Source organism: Marinomonas sp. IMCC 4694, from assembly GCF_008122525.1.
Lineage (GTDB): Bacteria > Pseudomonadota > Gammaproteobacteria > Pseudomonadales > Marinomonadaceae > Marinomonas.
Window position 1 is genome coordinate 3134217 of record NZ_VSRV01000001.1, and the last position, 17762, is coordinate 3151978.

General features: G+C 48.4%; 12 protein-coding genes. 1 reads left to right on the plus strand and 11 read right to left on the minus strand.

Annotation, left to right across the window (positions count from 1 at the left end):
• Window positions 1–40 precede the first annotated feature (40 nt).
• The 9 genes from FXV75_RS14380 to FXV75_RS14420 all read right to left on the minus strand — a co-directional run bounded on the left by FXV75_RS14380 (window position 41) and on the right by FXV75_RS14420 (window position 12879).
• The gene (locus tag FXV75_RS14380; protein WP_148834490.1) at window positions 41–214 is read right to left on the minus strand and encodes a DUF6435 family protein; all 174 of its coding nucleotides are present in this window, start codon (window positions 212–214) and stop codon (window positions 41–43) included.
• A gap of 121 nt (window positions 215–335) precedes the next feature.
• Complete coding sequence (locus tag FXV75_RS14385; RefSeq protein ID WP_148834492.1) at window positions 336–1757, minus strand: FAD-dependent oxidoreductase; 1422 nt, start codon at window positions 1755–1757, stop codon at window positions 336–338.
• A gap of 118 nt (window positions 1758–1875) precedes the next feature.
• The gene (gene gltB / locus FXV75_RS14390; protein ID WP_148834494.1) at window positions 1876–6327 is read right to left on the minus strand and encodes a glutamate synthase large subunit; all 4452 of its coding nucleotides are present in this window, start codon (window positions 6325–6327) and stop codon (window positions 1876–1878) included.
• Window positions 6328–6741: 414 nt separating this feature from the next.
• Window positions 6742–8295 (minus strand): SPOR domain-containing protein, encoded by a 1554-nt coding sequence (locus FXV75_RS14395; RefSeq protein ID WP_148834496.1) that lies wholly within the window; start codon window positions 8293–8295, stop codon window positions 6742–6744.
• Window positions 8296–8327: 32 nt separating this feature from the next.
• Window positions 8328–9434, minus strand: coding sequence for a 3-dehydroquinate synthase (aroB, locus tag FXV75_RS14400; protein ID WP_148834498.1), 1107 nt, complete (start codon window positions 9432–9434; stop codon window positions 8328–8330).
• Window positions 9434–9982 carry a shikimate kinase gene (locus tag FXV75_RS14405; protein WP_148835449.1) on the minus strand — a complete coding sequence of 183 codons (549 nt, stop codon included), beginning with the start codon at window positions 9980–9982 and terminating at the stop codon, window positions 9434–9436. The genes aroB and FXV75_RS14405 overlap by 1 nt, the downstream gene beginning before the upstream one ends.
• A 42-nt stretch (window positions 9983–10024) precedes the next feature.
• A complete protein-coding gene (locus tag FXV75_RS14410) occupies window positions 10025–11197 on the minus strand; it encodes a type II and III secretion system protein (RefSeq protein WP_262368567.1) in 1173 nt (390 codons plus the stop codon).
• On the minus strand, window positions 11190–11930 hold the full coding sequence (locus FXV75_RS14415) for a hypothetical protein (RefSeq protein ID WP_148834501.1): 741 nt from the start codon (window positions 11928–11930) through the stop codon (window positions 11190–11192). Before FXV75_RS14415 ends, FXV75_RS14410 begins: the two co-directional genes overlap by 8 nt.
• Entirely contained in the window at window positions 11899–12879 is a 981-nt protein-coding gene (locus FXV75_RS14420; protein ID WP_148834503.1) for a hypothetical protein, read from the minus strand. The genes FXV75_RS14415 and FXV75_RS14420 overlap by 32 nt, the downstream gene beginning before the upstream one ends.
• Before the next feature lie 158 nt (window positions 12880–13037).
• On the opposite strand from FXV75_RS14420, the gene FXV75_RS14425 reads away from it, so the two are divergent.
• Complete coding sequence (locus tag FXV75_RS14425) at window positions 13038–15479, plus strand: penicillin-binding protein 1A (RefSeq protein WP_148834505.1); 2442 nt, start codon at window positions 13038–13040, stop codon at window positions 15477–15479.
• Between the two features lie 75 nt (window positions 15480–15554).
• Here the strand turns inward: FXV75_RS14425 and FXV75_RS14430 are convergent, their stop codons facing one another.
• Window positions 15555–16823 carry a malic enzyme-like NAD(P)-binding protein gene (locus FXV75_RS14430; protein WP_148834507.1) on the minus strand — a complete coding sequence of 423 codons (1269 nt, stop codon included), beginning with the start codon at window positions 16821–16823 and terminating at the stop codon, window positions 15555–15557.
• Window positions 16824–16991: 168 nt separating this feature from the next.
• Window positions 16992–17687, minus strand: coding sequence for a thermonuclease family protein (locus FXV75_RS14435; protein WP_262368568.1), 696 nt, complete (start codon window positions 17685–17687; stop codon window positions 16992–16994).
• Between the last annotated feature and the right edge of the window lie 75 nt (window positions 17688–17762).

Below are 17762 nucleotides of genomic sequence, written 5' to 3' on the forward strand. Positions count from 1 at the left end.
AAACGCCGTGCGGCTCAAACAACACGGCGTTTTTAAATGTCTATACTTTCGCTTTCATTTCATCCAATTTGACTTTGACACTTTCGGCTTGTTCGGTCAGTTCTGAATACAACCTGATGTCGCCGCCGCGTTGGGCTTGCATGGCTTTTTCCAGTAGCTCGCCATATTCTTTGTCGAGTTTTTTGATTGGGTCGGACTTTAAAAATGAAAACATAATCAACCTGCTGTTTATTCGTGTTGGTATTGATACGGTGACACGCTGCTTTTAGATGACAAAAAAACGCCAATCAGATCACTCTGTTGGCGTTCTTATATTTCAAAGACTACGAATTTTGTTAAACGTCTAGGAAATCCATGATGCCTTCGGCGGCTTTACGTCCTTCGTCGATCGCGGTCACCACCAAGTCTGAACCACGCACCATGTCACCACCCGCAAAGATTTTCTCATTGGTAGTTTGGTACATAAATTGGGCTTTCTTCGGCGCAATGACACGACCACGAGCGTCAGTCTCGATACCGAATTTTTCAAACCAAGGCGCTGGGCTGGCTTGGAAGCCAAAAGCGATCAGTACCGTGTCTGCAGGGATAATCTGCTCACTGCCTTCGACCACCTCGGCGGTACGACGACCATTTTCGTCTGGCTCGCCCATTCTGGTTTCAACTACCTTAATGCCTTCTACTTTACCATCACCGATGATTTCCACTGGTTGACGGTTGAATAGAAACTGCACACCTTCTTCTTTGGCGTTTTGTACTTCTTTGCGTGAGCCTGGCATGTTTTCTTGGTCACGACGATAAGCACAACTCACGCTTTTCGCGCCTTGGCGAATAGCGGTACGGTTACAGTCCATCGCGGTATCACCACCGCCCAAGACAACCACTTGCTTGCCTTTTAAGTTAACATAATCGGCTGGGTCTTCTTCGAAATCCAAGCAGTGATTAACGTTAGAAATCAAGTAATCTAAAGCATCATGAACGCCGGGTAAGTCTTCCCCTGGGAAGCCGCCTTTCATGTATTTGTACGTTCCCATGCCTAGGAACACGGCATCGTATTCCGCCAACACATGTTCAAATGGTACGTCGTCGCCCACAGAAGTGCCAAGCACAAATTCCACACCCATTTCTTCAAAAATTTCACGACGACGCGTCATGACACTTTTTTCCAGTTTGAATTCTGGAATACCAAACGTCAGTAAACCGCCGATCTCTGGGTACTTGTCAAATACTACAGGTTTGATGCCGTTACGCACCAAAATATCAGCACACGCCAAGCCAGCAGGACCTGCACCCACGATGGCCACGGTTTTGTTCACCGGTACGACGTTGGACATATCCGGACGCCAGCCTAAGGCAAACGCAGTATCGGTAATGTATTTTTCAACCGAACCGATCGTTACCGCCCCAAAACCGCCTTCGCCCAACGTACAAGCCCCTTCACAAAGGCGATCTTGTGGGCATACTCGACCACAGACTTCTGGCAAAGAGTTGGTTTGATGGCTCAGTTCCGCGGCTTCTAAAATGCTGCCTTCGCTCACTAACTTAAGCCAGTTTGGAATGTAGTTGTGCACAGGGCATTTCCATTCACAATATGGGTTACCACACTCTAAGCAGCGGTGCGCTTGATCTTTGGCACCCGCTTCTTCAAACGGTTTATAAATTTCGACGAATTGCGCTTTACGAGTAATTAAAGGCTTTTTCTTCGGATCTTTACGATCCACTTCGACGAATTGAAATACATTGTTCAAGCGCTCAGACATAAGCTGCTATCTCCTTGGCCGCCTGTAAACAGACAGCGCTTCTCTCAAATGGGTCAGACTGATTCGTTCACAGCGCTTGTTTCACCTTAATGCAAAGCAAGCGCCATAATAGTGTGTTTTATTCCGGACGTTGACGAGTGTTGGCCAACAGCGCGCCTAAACTGGCGGCTTTTGGTTTGACTAGCCAGAATTTACCAATGTAATCGTAGAAGTTTTCTAAGATCTCCTGGCCCCATTCGCTGTCCGTTTCGCGGACGTATTCTTCGATCACAGAGCGAAGGTGCGAGCGATACTCTTCGGTCAACTCGGTACCAATGCGGTGAATTTCCACCAGCTCGTGATTGTATTTATCCACGAAGGTACGATCCAAATCGAGTACGTAAGCGAAACCGCCGGTCATACCCGCACCAAAGTTGTAACCGGTATTGCCTAATACCGTGACCATACCACCGGTCATGTATTCACAACAGTGGTCGCCGGCGCCTTCAATAACCGTATGTGTGCCCGAGTTACGCACCGCAAAACGCTCACCGGCCGTTCCAGCAGCAAACAATTTACCGCCCGTCGCACCGTACAAACAGGTGTTACCGATAATGGCCGAATCTTGTGACTTAAAGATCGAGCCTTTAGGTGGGCGAATAACCAGTTTACCGCCGGTCATCCCCTTGCCTACATAGTCGTTGGCGTCGCCCTCAAGGTACATGTGTAAACCACCCGCGTTCCACACACCAAAACTTTGCCCCGCTGTGCCCTTCAATTTCAAGGTTAAGGGCACATCCGACATGCCTTGGTTACCGTAACGTTTGGCAATTTCGCCAGACAATCGCGCACCGATAGAACGGTCGCAGTTCGTCACGTCAAAAGCGAACTCACCACCTTCTTTTTCTTCAACGGTTGCTTTCACCGTGTCCCACATTTTCAGAGCCATTAGGCCTTTGTCATGCGGTGGGTTAAACGGTGTGTTGCAATATTGTGCTTTATCGGCTGGAATCGCATCGTTTTTAAGGATAGGAGACAAATCCAAATTGCGCTGCTTGTCTGTTTCGCCTGGCAAGATAGCCAGCAAATCCGTGCGACCGATCAAATCTTGCAAGCGAGCAACACCCAACTTGGCAAGCCACAAGCGTGTGTCTTCAGCCATAAAGCGGAAGAAGTTTTTGATCATCTCGACGGTGCCAATGAAGTGCTCATCGCGCAGCATTTGGTCTTGCGTCGCCACACCCGTCGCACAGTTATTCAGGTGACAAATTCGTAAGAATTTACAGCCCATCGCGATCATTGGCGTAGTGCCAAAACCAAAGCTTTCTGCGCCCAAAATAGCCGCTTTTACAACATCAAGACCGGTTTTTAAACCACCGTCCGTTTGCAAGCGAATTTTGCCACGCAAATCATTCGAACGAAGCGCTTGTTGCGCTTCTGCCAAGCCCAATTCCCAGGGCGAACCCGCATGGCGAATCGAGGTAATTGGCGACGCCGCAGTACCACCGTCGTAACCAGAAATAGTGATCAAGTCCGCGTAGGCTTTCGCCACACCCGCGGCGATCGTACCCACACCCGGCTCTGACACCAACTTCACAGACACTAGGGCATCTGGATTGACTTGTTTCAAGTCAAAAATCAGCTGCGCCAAATCCTCGATGGAATAAATATCGTGATGCGGCGGTGGCGAAATCAAGGTCACGCCGGGCACCGCGTAACGTAAACGTGCGATCAAGCCATTTACTTTACCACCCGGTAACTGACCCCCTTCACCCGGCTTCGCACCTTGCGCGACTTTAATTTGCAGCACTTCCGCGTTCACCAAGTATTCTGGCGTCACACCAAAGCGACCGGAGGCAATTTGTTTGATCTTCGAACGGCGCTCTGTGCCATGACGCGCTGGGTCTTCACCGCCTTCACCTGAGTTAGAGCGACAGCCTAGTTCGTTCATTGCTTGCGCCAAGGCTTCGTGCGCTTCTGGCGACAAGGCACCAAGCGACATACCGGCCGAATCAAAGCGTGGCAGGATCTCTTCAATAGATTCCACCGTGTCTAATGCAATGGCTTTCGCTTTGTCCGATAACGTAAACAAATCACGCAACATAGACGCCGGACGATGGTTAACCAACTCCGTGTACTTGGTGAAATCTTCAAAGCGCCCACTGCCTACAGCGGTTTGTAAATTGCGCACAACATCTGGGTTAAACGCATGGTATTCCGCTTCATGAACGTATTTTAAATAACCGCCTTGTTGAATCGGCTTACGTAATTTCCATGCGTTGTCGGCAATGGTTTGCTGATCGATTTGGAAATCTTCAAAGCGCGCGCCTTTAATACGACTCGCAACACCTTTAAAGCAAAGTTCAACCACATTGGTGTCCAAGCCAACCGCTTCGAACAATTGCGCACCACGATAAGAGGCGATGGTCGAGATACCCATTTTTGAAATGATTTTCATCAAGCCTTTGTTGATGCCTTTGCGGTACTTCACGTGGCAAGAAATGGGGTCCCCCAACACTTCACCTTTGTCGATCATGTCGTTGATAAGACGATAAGAAAGGTAAGGGTAAACCGCCGTCGCACCAAAGCCTAGCAGTACCGCAAACTGATGTGGATCACGGGCAAAACCCGTATCAGCCACAATGTTTGAGTCACAACGCAAACCTTGCTTAGACAAGTAATGATGCACCGCACCAACCGCCATCGGGGCTGGAATAGGCAAATGGCCTTTTTCAATATCACGGTCGGTCAATACCAAAATAACCGCGCCATTACGTACCACTTCCGCGGCTTTTAGTTGCAAGTTCTTAATGGCTTGTTCCAACGAAACATCGTCGGGATTGTAATTGGTGTTCAAGCGAACCAAACGAAAACGATGATCGTCCATGGCCAATAAACGGCTGTATTTGCGCGCCGATAAAATAGGCGACGACAAAATAATACGATTGGCGTGTTTGGGCGTTTCTTCAAATAAGTTACGCTCCACACCAATGCAGGTTTCCAACGACATCACCACAGATTCACGCAATGGATCGATCGGCGGATTGGTTACTTGAGCGAATTTTTGACGGAAGTAATCGGTCACCGGACGGGTCTGGCTCGACATCACCGCCATTGGCGTATCATCGCCCATGGAGCCTACCGCTTCATGGCCACTTTCGGCTAATGGACGGAAAATTTGCTCGCGCTCTTCAAAAGACACTTGAAACATCTTTTGGTACGTAAGCATTTCTTCTTTAGTAAAGGGTTCGAATTCAAGCGACGACTCTTCCAGCAAAGACTCGATACGAATCGCTTCCTGCTTCAGCCATTTTTTGTAAGGGTGCATGGATTTTAGACGATTATCGATGTCATCCGTATGCAGTACTTCGCCGTTTTGTGTGTCGATGACCAGCATTTGCCCAGGTCCAACGCGACCTTTCGATACCACGTCTTCTGGTTTATAGCCGTATGTGCCTACTTCAGACGCCAAAGTAATGAAACCATTTTTGGTCACTACCCAGCGCGCTGGACGCAAACCGTTACGGTCAAGCATACAAATCGCGTGGCGTCCGTCGGTCATTACCAAGCCCGCTGGGCCATCCCATGGATCCATGTGCATGGAGTTGTACTGATAAAATGCACGCAATTCTGGATCCATGTTTTCGACATTTTGCCACGCCGGTGGAATAATCAAACGCGCCGCACGGAAAATATCCACACCACCCGTGACCAGAACTTCCAACATATTGTCCATAGAAGAGGAATCGGACCCGGTCAAGTTGACCAAGGGTTGGAGGTCTTGTAGCTCAGGAATCAATGGCGTGCGTAATTTGTTGGTTCGTGCCAAGGCCCAGTTGCGATTTCCTTCGATGGTGTTGATTTCGCCATTGTGCGCCAACATGCGAAACGGTTGAGCAAGCGGCCACTTTGGCAGGGTATTCGTGGAGAAGCGTTGGTGGAAAACACAAATCGCCGTTTGCATTTTTTCGTTGCCCAAATCTTTATAAAAGAAAGGCAGATCCACTGGCATCATTAAGCCTTTGTACGCCAATACCTTATCGGACAAAGAACAGATGTAGAAGTTGTCGTATTGGGATAAGGCGATTTCTGTCTGACGGCGGGCCACAAACAGGCGCGTCGCAAAAGTGCGGGCATCCATTCGGTTGCTATCAACAAACACTTGTTCGATACGCGGCAAACAATCAGTTGCAATCATACCCAAACAAGACGCATCGATCGGCACATCACGCCAGCCCACCACGTACAAACCTTCGTCGGTCAATTTCTGACTCAGAACGTCGCGTTGCTCGCTTGCTAAGGCATCATCTTGATCCAAAAATACCATGCCGACACCATAGAGGTCAGACAAGGTGTGATTGAATAAGGCTTGAGCTTCACCGCGCAGAAAAACATCCGGCTTTTGGATAAGAAGACCACAACCATCACCCGTTTTGCCATCGGCGGCAATACCGCCACGGTGTGTCATACATGTCAGGGACTCAATAGCCGTCTTTAACAACTCATGGCTTGTGTGTCCTTCCATGTGTGCAATTAGACCAAAGCCACAGTTGTCTTTGAACTCGCCAGGACGATAAAGGCCTGCATTCATACACCAACTCCCACAATAAAAGCGTAAAAAATAATTTGATGACATTCGACGATTTGATGGCTGGGTAAAAAAGCGAAAGCGTTCACAGCTTTGCTTCGAGAATGACTATCATCTGCCCAAATACCACCTAAATGGACGATCATACTACCCTGCCGACGAGCATGACTCAAACGACAGCATGCATCACTTCGGTTATTTTGGCGTTTTTTGCAGGGGGTTTAGCGGCAAATAAGGGGGACTTAGAGAATTATCTATGGCTGGAGTTTTTCCAGACAGAAAATTCCACTGTTCCTTGAGGTTTTTCAGAGAATTACAGTGATTTTTACTAAATTAAAGGGGGAAGCTGACAAAAACATCAATAAATGCCCCCATCGAAGAGGATGATGGCTTATTTAGACTAAAAGAAGCGCTCTTTTACTGCGCCTTTTTAATATCGTCCTGGATGCCGCGGGCACTTCTCGCCCATGGATTTAAACGTTGCATGTCTTTTGGTAAAGATTCTGCCGCGGCAATCGCTTCGCTGCGGTTCCGGTAGGTACCGTACACCACAACAAACCACGCTTTGCCGTCGTGCTTTGATCTAAAATACCCAAAGGCATCAACACCACCTTGATCACGAATAAAATCATTAACCGTTTCTTGATTGTGAGTCCCTAGCAGTTGCAAAGTATAGCGATTGGGATTTTGCGATAACCACCAGTCGGTTTTATCAAATGGGTCTTGGAGCGCTTTGACGCTGGTCGGCTCGCTCTTTACGCCGACTAACTCAGGCACAATTACTGGCGCCGCTTGCGCAATCGGCGCTTCAGAGCGGATTGGTGCGGTTGAAATCGGTGGAACAGAAGCACTCGGCGTGCTACTAAGCCTTGCTATTGGGGCCGTAGGTACAGCAAGCGGCCTTAGTGTCGGACGCGGCGCTTCGTCAGGAATCGGCGGCAAAACAATCTCACCTTCTTGGCCTATTTTTCGCTGCATCGCGTCGATACGGGCAATCGTTTCCGCTGAAGACTGACCTTGTCGGGGGCTGAGCGGAATCACGTTACTGGCTCTATCACTCGAAACAACAGACGTTGCGGGTTTATCTGAAAATAACACCGCCACTAAAATGCCCAACATTACAACAGAAAGCAGCGCCATATGCGCCAAAGGAAACCCCATGGCAAAGTTGACACGAAAACGCGGTTTAGCCAGCTTCTCTCCCTTTCCCATCATCCTTTGAGCGGCGCTGTTGATCTGACCTGGATACCCAGCTGACTCTTGGTGGATTTGCTTCACCTGCTTATCATTAAACGGTAAATTAATCCCTCCCCCAACCGCGCGTACTCTATGCAGCAAATACGCACGAGTTTGCTCTAACCCATAAGGCGCCAGCGTAATGGCATGGCTTAGTTGTTCATAACGAGACCGTTGGTACGCATCCAAGTTTCGGGACAACGTGTGCTCGCTAAATAAAATAACATGAGGAACGGCTTGGTTTTCCGTGGCCAACGACATCATGTCGAGCAACATACTCACCGCGTCGGTGTTGAGCTCTTGAGCGTTATCAATCAGTATCAAGGCCGCTTGGCCTTTTTCATTCAAATCATGAGAGAATTTCAACAAAGGTCCAAACGTGGCTTCATTAGGAGGCTGTTTAAAGTGCCCTGAAAAACCCGCATAAATCGCTTGCAACAGTTGCCCGGCGGTCATCAGCATGGCGCCCTTGACGTGGCTAACCACTGAGGTGTCGTCTTGATTGCGCGCAAATTCCATTAAAAAGCGACTTTTGCCGCTGCCTTGCGGCCCTTGGACCACCGACAACAAACTGCTGTATCGACTTAGATGCTCTAGCAACGCAAGTTGTTGATTACCCTCCTCAGAAGCAAAATACACCGACGCGTCTTTCGAACCAAAAGGATCCCTCAGCGCCGCCTTTGACGGCTGATTAAGCGCATCTTCTAGGTCCAACTGAAAGTCTTGCTTCGACATAGATCGTCCTTCAACAATGAGTAACCTTAATGTTAAGTGAGAGTGGCTTGTAAGCTCGCGTCAAGCGCATCCACAAGCGTCGCCGTAAAGTAGGCCATAGGAAACTCTGACGTGACTAAAGCGTCACCCAATGACGCAAGCAGGACTAAGCGTAAACTGCCATCCAGAACTTTCTTGTCTAACGCCATGCGTTCAATAAAATGCGCTACCGTCATGGTCACCGGTGGCAAAACCGGTAGCTTGGCAGCTTCAAACAGAGCGACAGCGCGTGCCACATCGCTATCCGTTAAATGACCCATACGCCAAGAAAGATCCACCGCCAGCACACAACCAACCGCAACCGCTTCGCCATGAAGCCAGTTGCCATAACCCATTTGCGTTTCGATGGCATGACCAAACGTATGACCCAAATTTAAAATGGCGCGAATGCCCCCTTCGCGTTCATCTTGTGAAACCACATGCGCTTTGGCCACACAAGACCGATAAATGGCTTCGCTGATTTTGTCATTATTCAGCGCCATTAAAACGGGCATTTCGGCCTCTAGCCAATCAAAAAATGGCACATCACAAATCAAGCCATATTTAATCACCTCCGCCATGCCGGCGGACAACTCGCGCAGCGGCAAACTGGACAAGGTGTCGGTATCAATAATCACGGCTTGCGGCTGATAAAACGCCCCAATCATGTTTTTACCCAGTGGGTGATTCACCCCCGTTTTACCACCAACGGAAGAATCCACTTGCGACAATAGCGTTGTCGGAACCTGTATAAAAGGGACGCCACGCTGATAGGTTGCCGCTGCAAAACCCGCCATATCACCCACAACACCACCGCCGAGTGCGATTACCGTTGTTGTACGATTGTGCTTGGCCTCCAATAATGACGTCATGATAATGCCGTAGGTATCAAGCGTTTTGTACACCTCCCCATCGGGCAAAATGCAGGTATCGACCTTGTAGTCGATCGACAACATTGACACCATCGCTTCAAGGTACAGATCGGCTACCGTGGTGTTTGTCACGATCATGACTTGTTTGCCATGAATGGCGTCGTCAAACAGTGCCTTTTGCTGACGGATACCGTGACCTATAAAAATGGGGTAACTGCGATCGCCAAGCTCAACGTTTAATGTGCGCATTAAGATACCGTACTCTCCGTATTTAAATGTCTCTTTATCGCAGACAACACCTTGTTGGCCACCGTTCTTGGATGTCGAGCATCCGTTTCTATTATCAAGGTCGCTACCTCTTTATACAGAGGATCACGTACTTCAAATAATTTTTTTAAGATGACCTTTGGATCGCCGGTTTGCAACAAGGGTCGATGCGTGCTTTTAGAGGTGCGGTACAGCTGCTGGGCAACCGAAGCGTATAAATAAACAACCAAGCTATTTTTACGTAAAATATCGCGATTTTCTTCGCGCATTACGATACCGCCTCCCGTGGCTACTACACAATCGCTCTCAGCGGACTGCGTCATGGAAAGTAATGCTTGAGTTTCACGTTTGCGAAAGCCGTCTTCTCCTTCTCTTTCAAATATCCAAGGAATATCAGCACCGGCGTTGTCTTCTATGACTTTGTCCAAATCATAAAACTCTTTACCCATTGACTGAGAAAGCAAACGGCCTATGGTCGTTTTTCCTGCGCCCATCGGGCCTACTAAAATAATATTGGGGGCTTTTATCATTGTATTCAATTACGTCGGAATTAAGCAGATTTAGACTGCGGCCTAGTTAACAGACATTTGTAGCAGCTTTGGCGTAATAAATACAAGCAATTCAACCTTTTCTTGCTGTTCTGAGCGTCTTTTAAACAGTTCGCCTAACAAAGGAATGTCACTGAAAAAAGGCACTCGGCTTTCTGACTCAAAACGCTCTTCCCTAAAAATTCCGCCCAATACTAAGGTTTCTTGGTTTTTTACCACTACTTGTGTTTTCAGTCGGTTGGTATTTAAACTGGGTACACCGTTCACTAAATCCCCTACCGAGTCTTGATGAATGGTTAACGTCAGCAATATCCGCTCGCCATCTTTAACAAAAGGGGTCACTTCAAGAAGCAACGCCGCTTGGCGAAATTCAACACTGACTTTGTCATCGCTGACCGTTTGATAAGGCACTTCCGTTCCTGATTCGATGCGGGCGGTTTGCCCTTCAGATGTCACAATTTTAGGTTTCGATACCACATTCGCTAACCCTTCACTTTCCATCATATCTAAAGTGAAACCCAATAAACTTGAGCCGCCGATGGCAGAAAAATCGAAGCTGGCCGACGGGGTTAAGGCGCCTAAATCTACCGCACCGCCCAACGTAGAACGAACACCATTAGACAGTGTGGTTTGCCAATTCACCCCGAATTGTGACTGCGCATTGCGGCTCACTTGCGCAATCTGAGCACTGATTTCAACCTGTCTTAATGGCGCATCAAGCCAGACTAAGGCTTCACGGACCGCCTCTGACGACTCGCACGAAACGGTTACAATTGAGTTGGTTCGATCATCCACAATTAAAGATAAAGAGGGATACAAAGCTTGTAAATGCTTACCGACAGTGCCTGCCTTAGCGTGTTTTAATTCCCACAACGCCTGCTGACAAGCCGCTGATGGCTCTTTCAGCGTGGCCGCTTGCGTTGGCATCAAAACCGCAACATCGCCTTGCCATTGCAGTGTAATATTCGGGTGTTGTGCCACGGCTTCCATCACCTCTTTCCAGTTCGCATCTTTGATCGACAAGGTAAGTAACTCGTTGATTTCCGGACTAATCACCATACTTTCATTCATCTGTGAGGCCAACCACGGCAATATGTCTTGTAAAGGTCGGGACTCGAAATACACATCCATGGCCATCACCGGCCACCCTGCCAGCAAGAAATACATCACACACCCTCGACCATATGCATTAATCAAGCAAACCTCCTATTTCTCGAACACTTAACGCTCGTTGAGTGCCGTCGTCACCCATGAAAACAACATCATCAAATGATACCCTGCTTACCGTTAAACCGGCTTCAGGCAGCCAACTGCCCACCTGCACCCAATAACGCTGCTTCTTATATAACAGTAAAGCAGATGTGGTCCCCTCAGCTTGCATCGTGGACAACAACTGCCAATCGTCTTTCACAAAACGCTCGACGTGCAAACGCACTGGCACCCAATCGCGATATTCACGATTGGGTGCAGGGGTGAGCACATGAAACACCAAGCGCGCCTGCCAATTACCATCCTCTTCGCGCCGCCAAGACACTGACGATACCGTCAGCGCGAAGCGCGTTTGCACGTCTTCCAATACCGTTTGCCATGCAAGCAACGGCGCGGTTCCTTCCACTAACCAGTGTGTAGCGATACCAGCCTGTGTCGATTCAATTCGATGATGCAACCAAGGGGCCGCGTCAAAAACGGCATGCTCCAACGCCTCATCTTGTTGCTGTATTTGCAGCCAATCACGATGGGCTTTCTTTTCGAGCGTGACCGAATTTTTCCACGCCTGCCTTGCGATGGATAACGCCGGATACCAGGCGGCCAATTGCAAGACAATCAACAACACGACGATGGCATTATTGAGGCGACGTAGCACAGATATAAGCCGAGCCGCTTTAAACCACCTCCTTTTAGTGTCTTTGAGAGACTGAGACAGAAACATCCATCACCTCCTGCTGATTGGACACCGACAGCGCGGAACGAAGTGAGCTGACCTTCCATTGCCACTCTGGGTACTGCTGCTGCCAATAAGGCAACAGTCGGTCAAGTTCCTGCTCGGATACGGTCATTTGAAACGCCATGCTTGAAGCGTCACCTTTTACCCACATCAGGCGCACGCTGTTGGGCAAGGATTTTAGTAGAACTAATACGGCGCTTGAAAAGTCATCGATTTGCTGGAAACCCAGCCATGCATCCTGGGTTTGTCTATACGTGTCTCGTAGGATGAGGGCGTGATCGCTGCGATGCTGTAACCCAATCCAATAAGCTCCAGCTAACCCGTTCACGAACGCACTGAGTAAAATGAGGACGCCCCATAGGCGTCGTGTTTTATGACGGGTATTATTTTTCGGCTGATAAACTTGCAGGGCATTGCGCTGACAATACGCCCCCACTAGGCGAGGACTATGCGCTTTCATACCCAACCATTGACTCACTGACAGAATAAACATCGTTTCAGCCCATCCTTGAAAAGGAACACGCAGCTGATCCGCCCAGTCTATTGAACAGGCCAATACCGTCAAGTGTGCTTGCTTATCCACAAGCACCGTTTGTTGGTATGTAAACAGCAATGTTTCAGGGGGGGAAAACGTCGTCTCAACCGCATAACTCAAGGCCGCCATGGGCAGTAGCGAAGGCGGGACTAACGAGCCCATTGAGTGTTGTGAGACCGACAACCAGCGATCGGGGACGACAATCACCAATCGAGACACCTTGGGCAGGCATTCCTTTGGCTGTACGCTCTTCTGAATCGTCAATAAACGATCGGCATCTGGCGGTGGATCAGTGTGCATGGCACTCTGTTTGACTGACTCGAAAGCATCGCCAATCGCGTGCAGTGAGCATTGTCGCGCTGAATACACCGCCACAGCGTCATTGGGCGTAAGCTTCATCTTTCATCCTTGAAATAATAAGCAGAAAATATGGCAGTTTTGATTACTTTCTATACTAAACCTTTACTAAGATAACATGATTTGCAGCAAAGTTAAGCGCCAATTATGACGACATCTTAGGTATAATGATTTTTTCTTTTCACTTTAATTAGATTGATATGGCCAAGACCTTTAAAATACTGCTTCTTCTCGGTCTCTTTGCGACGTTGTCTGCTCTTGGGATCACTTACGCCATTTATAACAATGTGAAAGACCGCATCCCCACGGTTGCCGAACTAAAAGACATCGAATTAAAAATTCCATTGCGTATTTATACCGCGGACAACCAGCTAATTGGCGAATTTGGAGAGCAACGCCGCACTCCAATAAACTATTCTGAAATACCACAAGGTTTAGAAAACGCGATCTTGGCCGCCGAAGACACCAATTTTCATCATCACCCTGGAGTCGATGTCTTAGGCCTAGGTCGCGCCGTCATGCAGCTCATTACCACAGGACAAAAACAAGGCGGCGGCAGCACCATCACCATGCAAGTGGCCAGAAACTATTTTTTGTCTTTTGAGCAAACCTATACTCGAAAATTCACCGAGATTTTTATCGCCTTAAAAATGGAGCGTGAACTGAGCAAACACGAAATTCTTGAGCTCTACATCAATAAAATCTATCTGGGTAATCGTGCGTATGGCTTCGAAGCCGCATCGCAAGTCTATTATGGAAAAAGCCTAGCCGAACTGAATTTAGCGCAATTGGCAATGATCGCTGGCCTACCCAAAGCACCGTCTCGTTTTAATCCTGTGGTGAATCCTTCTCGTGCACTGATTCGTCGTAACTGGATTTTACAACGCATGCTGTCCCTTGACATGATCGATAAAACAGCCTATCAAAACGCCGTTGAAGCGCCCATTACGGCCAAAAATCACGGCATCATGCCAGACATTGAAGCCGACTACATTGCTGAAATGGTGCGATCTGAATTGTATGGTACCTTTGGCGATGATCTTTACAGCACCGGTATGACGGTGTACACCACGATTCATTCCAAACGACAGCAAGCCGCCAACGAAGCAGTCTTTAAGGGTGTATTAAGCTACGATATGCGACACGGCTATCGCGGCTCTATTGAAACACGCACCGATCTTATCAATGCACCGCTCGAGGCTCAACAACAAGCACTGAACGCCATAGACGCTTTCAAAAACTGGCAATCGGCTCTCGTGATCAGCACCAACGACGCCACTGCAGACCTTCGCTTGGCCAATGGTCAGCGCATTACCCTCACTTGGGATGGTATAAAATGGGCGAAGCCTTACCTCAGTGAAGACGCTCAAGGCCCCGCACCCACACTTGTAAGCGATGTGTTAGTGCCCGGCGATATGGTTCGTTTACGCCCAGACAAGGATCTGGGGTGGATACTGGCTCAAAAACCTGAGGTTCAAAGCGCCCTTATTTCACTCAACAGCAAAGATGGCGCTATTGAAGCTTTGGTGGGCGGGTTCAATTTTTATGAAAACAAATTCAACCGCGTAACCCAATCCAAACGCCAGCCTGGGTCTAACTTCAAACCCTTCATATACGCCAGCGCCTTAAACAGTGGTTATACTGCCGCCAGCATTATTAATGACGCCCCCGTGGTGTTCAATGACAGCAATCTTGCTACGGCCTGGCGCCCGACTAATGACGGCGGTAAATTTTATGGACCAACGCGCTTACGCCAAGCTCTGTACCGCTCTCAAAATATTGTTTCTGTGCGCTTGCTGGATGAGTTAGGCGTACGTCCGACACTGGAATTTTTACGTCGTTTTGGTTTTGATCCAGACGAATTGCCACATAACTTATCGTTATCGCTGGGCACCGCCAGCTTGTCTCCGTTACAAATCGCCACCGGCTATGCGGTGTTTTCAAATGGTGGTTACCAGGTTCAACCTTATCTTATTGATAAAGTAGTGGATCGAAACGACGTGAGCCTATTTCAAGCCAATCCCGTGACGGTCTGCGTGGCTTGCACCTTACTCGAAAAAACCACCGACGGCGAACCTCAAATGGGGCTGTTTGATACCAGCAAAGGCATTGTCAGCCTACCCATTGCCCCGCAAGTTCTGGACCCAGAAGTGACTTACATTATCTACGACATGATGCGAGACGTCATTAAATATGGCACCGGGCGACGGGCAAGAGTATTAAAACGCGATGACATCGCTGGAAAAACTGGCACTACCAACGACGGGCGGGACGCTTGGTTTTCTGGCTTCAATGGTGATCTTGTTACCTCGGTCTGGAGTGGCTTTGATAACGCCACACCATTGGGGCGCGGCGAATGGGGCGGCTCTGTGTCTTTGCCATCTTGGATTGACTACATGCGTGAAGCGCTGAACGATTCGCCCTCTTCTTTTGTTTACAAGCCATCGTCGTTAGTCACCGTGAGAATTGATCCCAAAACCGGTGAACGCGCACTTCCAGGACAATCAAACGCCATTTTTGAAATCTTCCGTAAAGAGAATGTTCCCCCACAGCGCGAATTAAATACACCGTCGGTCAACACTACCAACAGCGACGCACAAGAAGAAAAACAAGACAACAACGTATTGGAAAACTTGTTTTAGGCTTTCTTATTGTCTAAAAAAAGGCGACTCCTGAAACAGGAATCGCCTTTTTTATATTACGACTTGTCGGGGTGATTAAGCACCGAAATGATCAAGACTTTCCAACGGGTAGAAATCTGGGTAGGGCAACATAGCCACGCCAGAATCAATCGCGGCTTGCGCAACAGCTGCAGAAATAACATTAAGCAAACGTGAATCCATTGGTTTTGGCAAGATATACTCTTTACCAAAACTTAACGCCGTACCGCCGTAAGCCTCAACCACATCGGCTGGGGCTTCTTCTTTCGCAAGCTCTTTCAGGGCATGAACAGCAGCAATTTTCATTTCTTCGTTGATCTTGGTCGCCCGAACGTCCAATGCACCACGGAAAATGAAAGGGAAGCCCAGCACGTTGTTTACTTGGTTCGGATAATCCGAACGACCCGTTGCCATGATCAAGTCACTGCGTGTTGCACGAGCAAGCTCAGGGTTAATTTCTGGATCTGGGTTAGAACACGCAAATACGACTGGATTTGGTGCCATCATCACCAATTGATCCGCCGATAATAGATCTGGGCCAGACACGCCGATAAACACATCCGCGCCATTCATGGCATCGTCTAGTGTGCGCTTGTCCGTATCAATCGCGAACATCGTTTTGAACTGGTTCAAATCGTCACGACCAGAATGGATCACCCCCTTACGGTCTAATACAAAAATATTATCACGCTGCGCGCCACACGCCATGATTAGCTTCATGCAAGCGGTCGCGGCAGCACCGGCGCCCAAACAAACAATCTTCGCGTCTTCCAGTTTTTTGCCTTGAAGCTCAAGCGCGTTCAAAAGCCCAGCTGCTGTGACGATCGCGGTTCCATGCTGGTCATCGTGGAACACAGGGATAGAACAACGCTCGATTAATTGACGTTCGATTTCAAAACATTCTGGCGCCTTGATGTCCTCAAGATTGATGCCACCGTAGGTATTAGCAATGCGTGCCACGGTATCGATAAACGCTTGTGGGCTTTCAGATTCTACTTCCACGTCAACCGAGTTAATACCAGCAAACCGTTTAAACAACAGGCCTTTGCCTTCCATTACTGGCTTACTGGCCAAAGGACCTAGATTGCCGAGTCCTAGAATCGCAGACCCATCAGAAATGACGGCGACCAAGTTGCCTTTGCCTGTATAGCGGTAAGCATTTTCTGGATCTTTAGCAATTTCACGGCATGGTTCAGCCACACCAGGGCTGTAGGCCAGTGCAAGATCTCGCGCCGTGGCCGTTGGTTTACTGATGGTGGTGCTTAATTTACCCGGTACTGGAAATTCATGGTAATCCAGCGCGGCTTGCTTTATATCTTCTGCCATTGTGATGTTTCCGTCTGTTTGGTGTTATTAATAAATTTTATTGCCAAATAGTGCCTTGTTTCGACGAATATACGCCCGTCAAAAGTAGCACTTTATAATGTAGTGTGGTCAGAATAGTCGATATCACCCTGACTTTAAAGCGTAAAAACCATAGGAATAATCTATCAATCAAGGATTAAAAGACGCCTTGATGTCGAGCAAATCATTAGGGTGTCTTACCGAAAGAACCCAAGAGGCAAAGTCTGAATGCCGACTCTTCCTTTGATGTTGCCAACCACGCACTTCGATTACCTTCCCTTCAAGAGAAAACACACGCTGGGCGGGCCAATAATTCGTCGCGTTGGACGGCAAGTTAATAACTAGATTCTGATCTGTTTCTAGCCACCAACCTCCTCGATTCTGAGTGATTGAAGTGATGTTGACACGAGAAATTGCAAATCCAGCTTTTGGCCGCCATTGCAAAGGGTGTTGCCATAATCCCTTATGTGTATTGCGTGCGATACCTTCAGACGATTTAAAACAGTCTTGATATTCCAAGTTGGGTGGAACCGCAATACGATAACCCAGTCCTTCGGATAGTAACCGACTCGTTAGTGAAATACGATCTTTATCGAAAAGGTAGTACAGGTTGCGACCGTAGCGATCACTATCGTCTTTTGCGCGTTGAAGATAGACAAATTGCCCAAGCTGAGCACGGAGAAAATCGGTAGCTTGCACGGCATAAGGCTCGTGACGACCTTTTTTGTGGTCAAGTTCGGGGGTATTAATGCCCACCAGCCGAACTTTTCGCCCATCGGCTAGGTGTATTGTATCGCCATCCACCACCCTTTTAACCTTGGCCTTTTCAAGCCCCCCTGTTGCCATGCAAAGCTCCGTCGCTTGGGCGGCACTCGCGGGCAAAATGACAAGTGTGATAAAGCACAAAAACAAAAAAAGCGC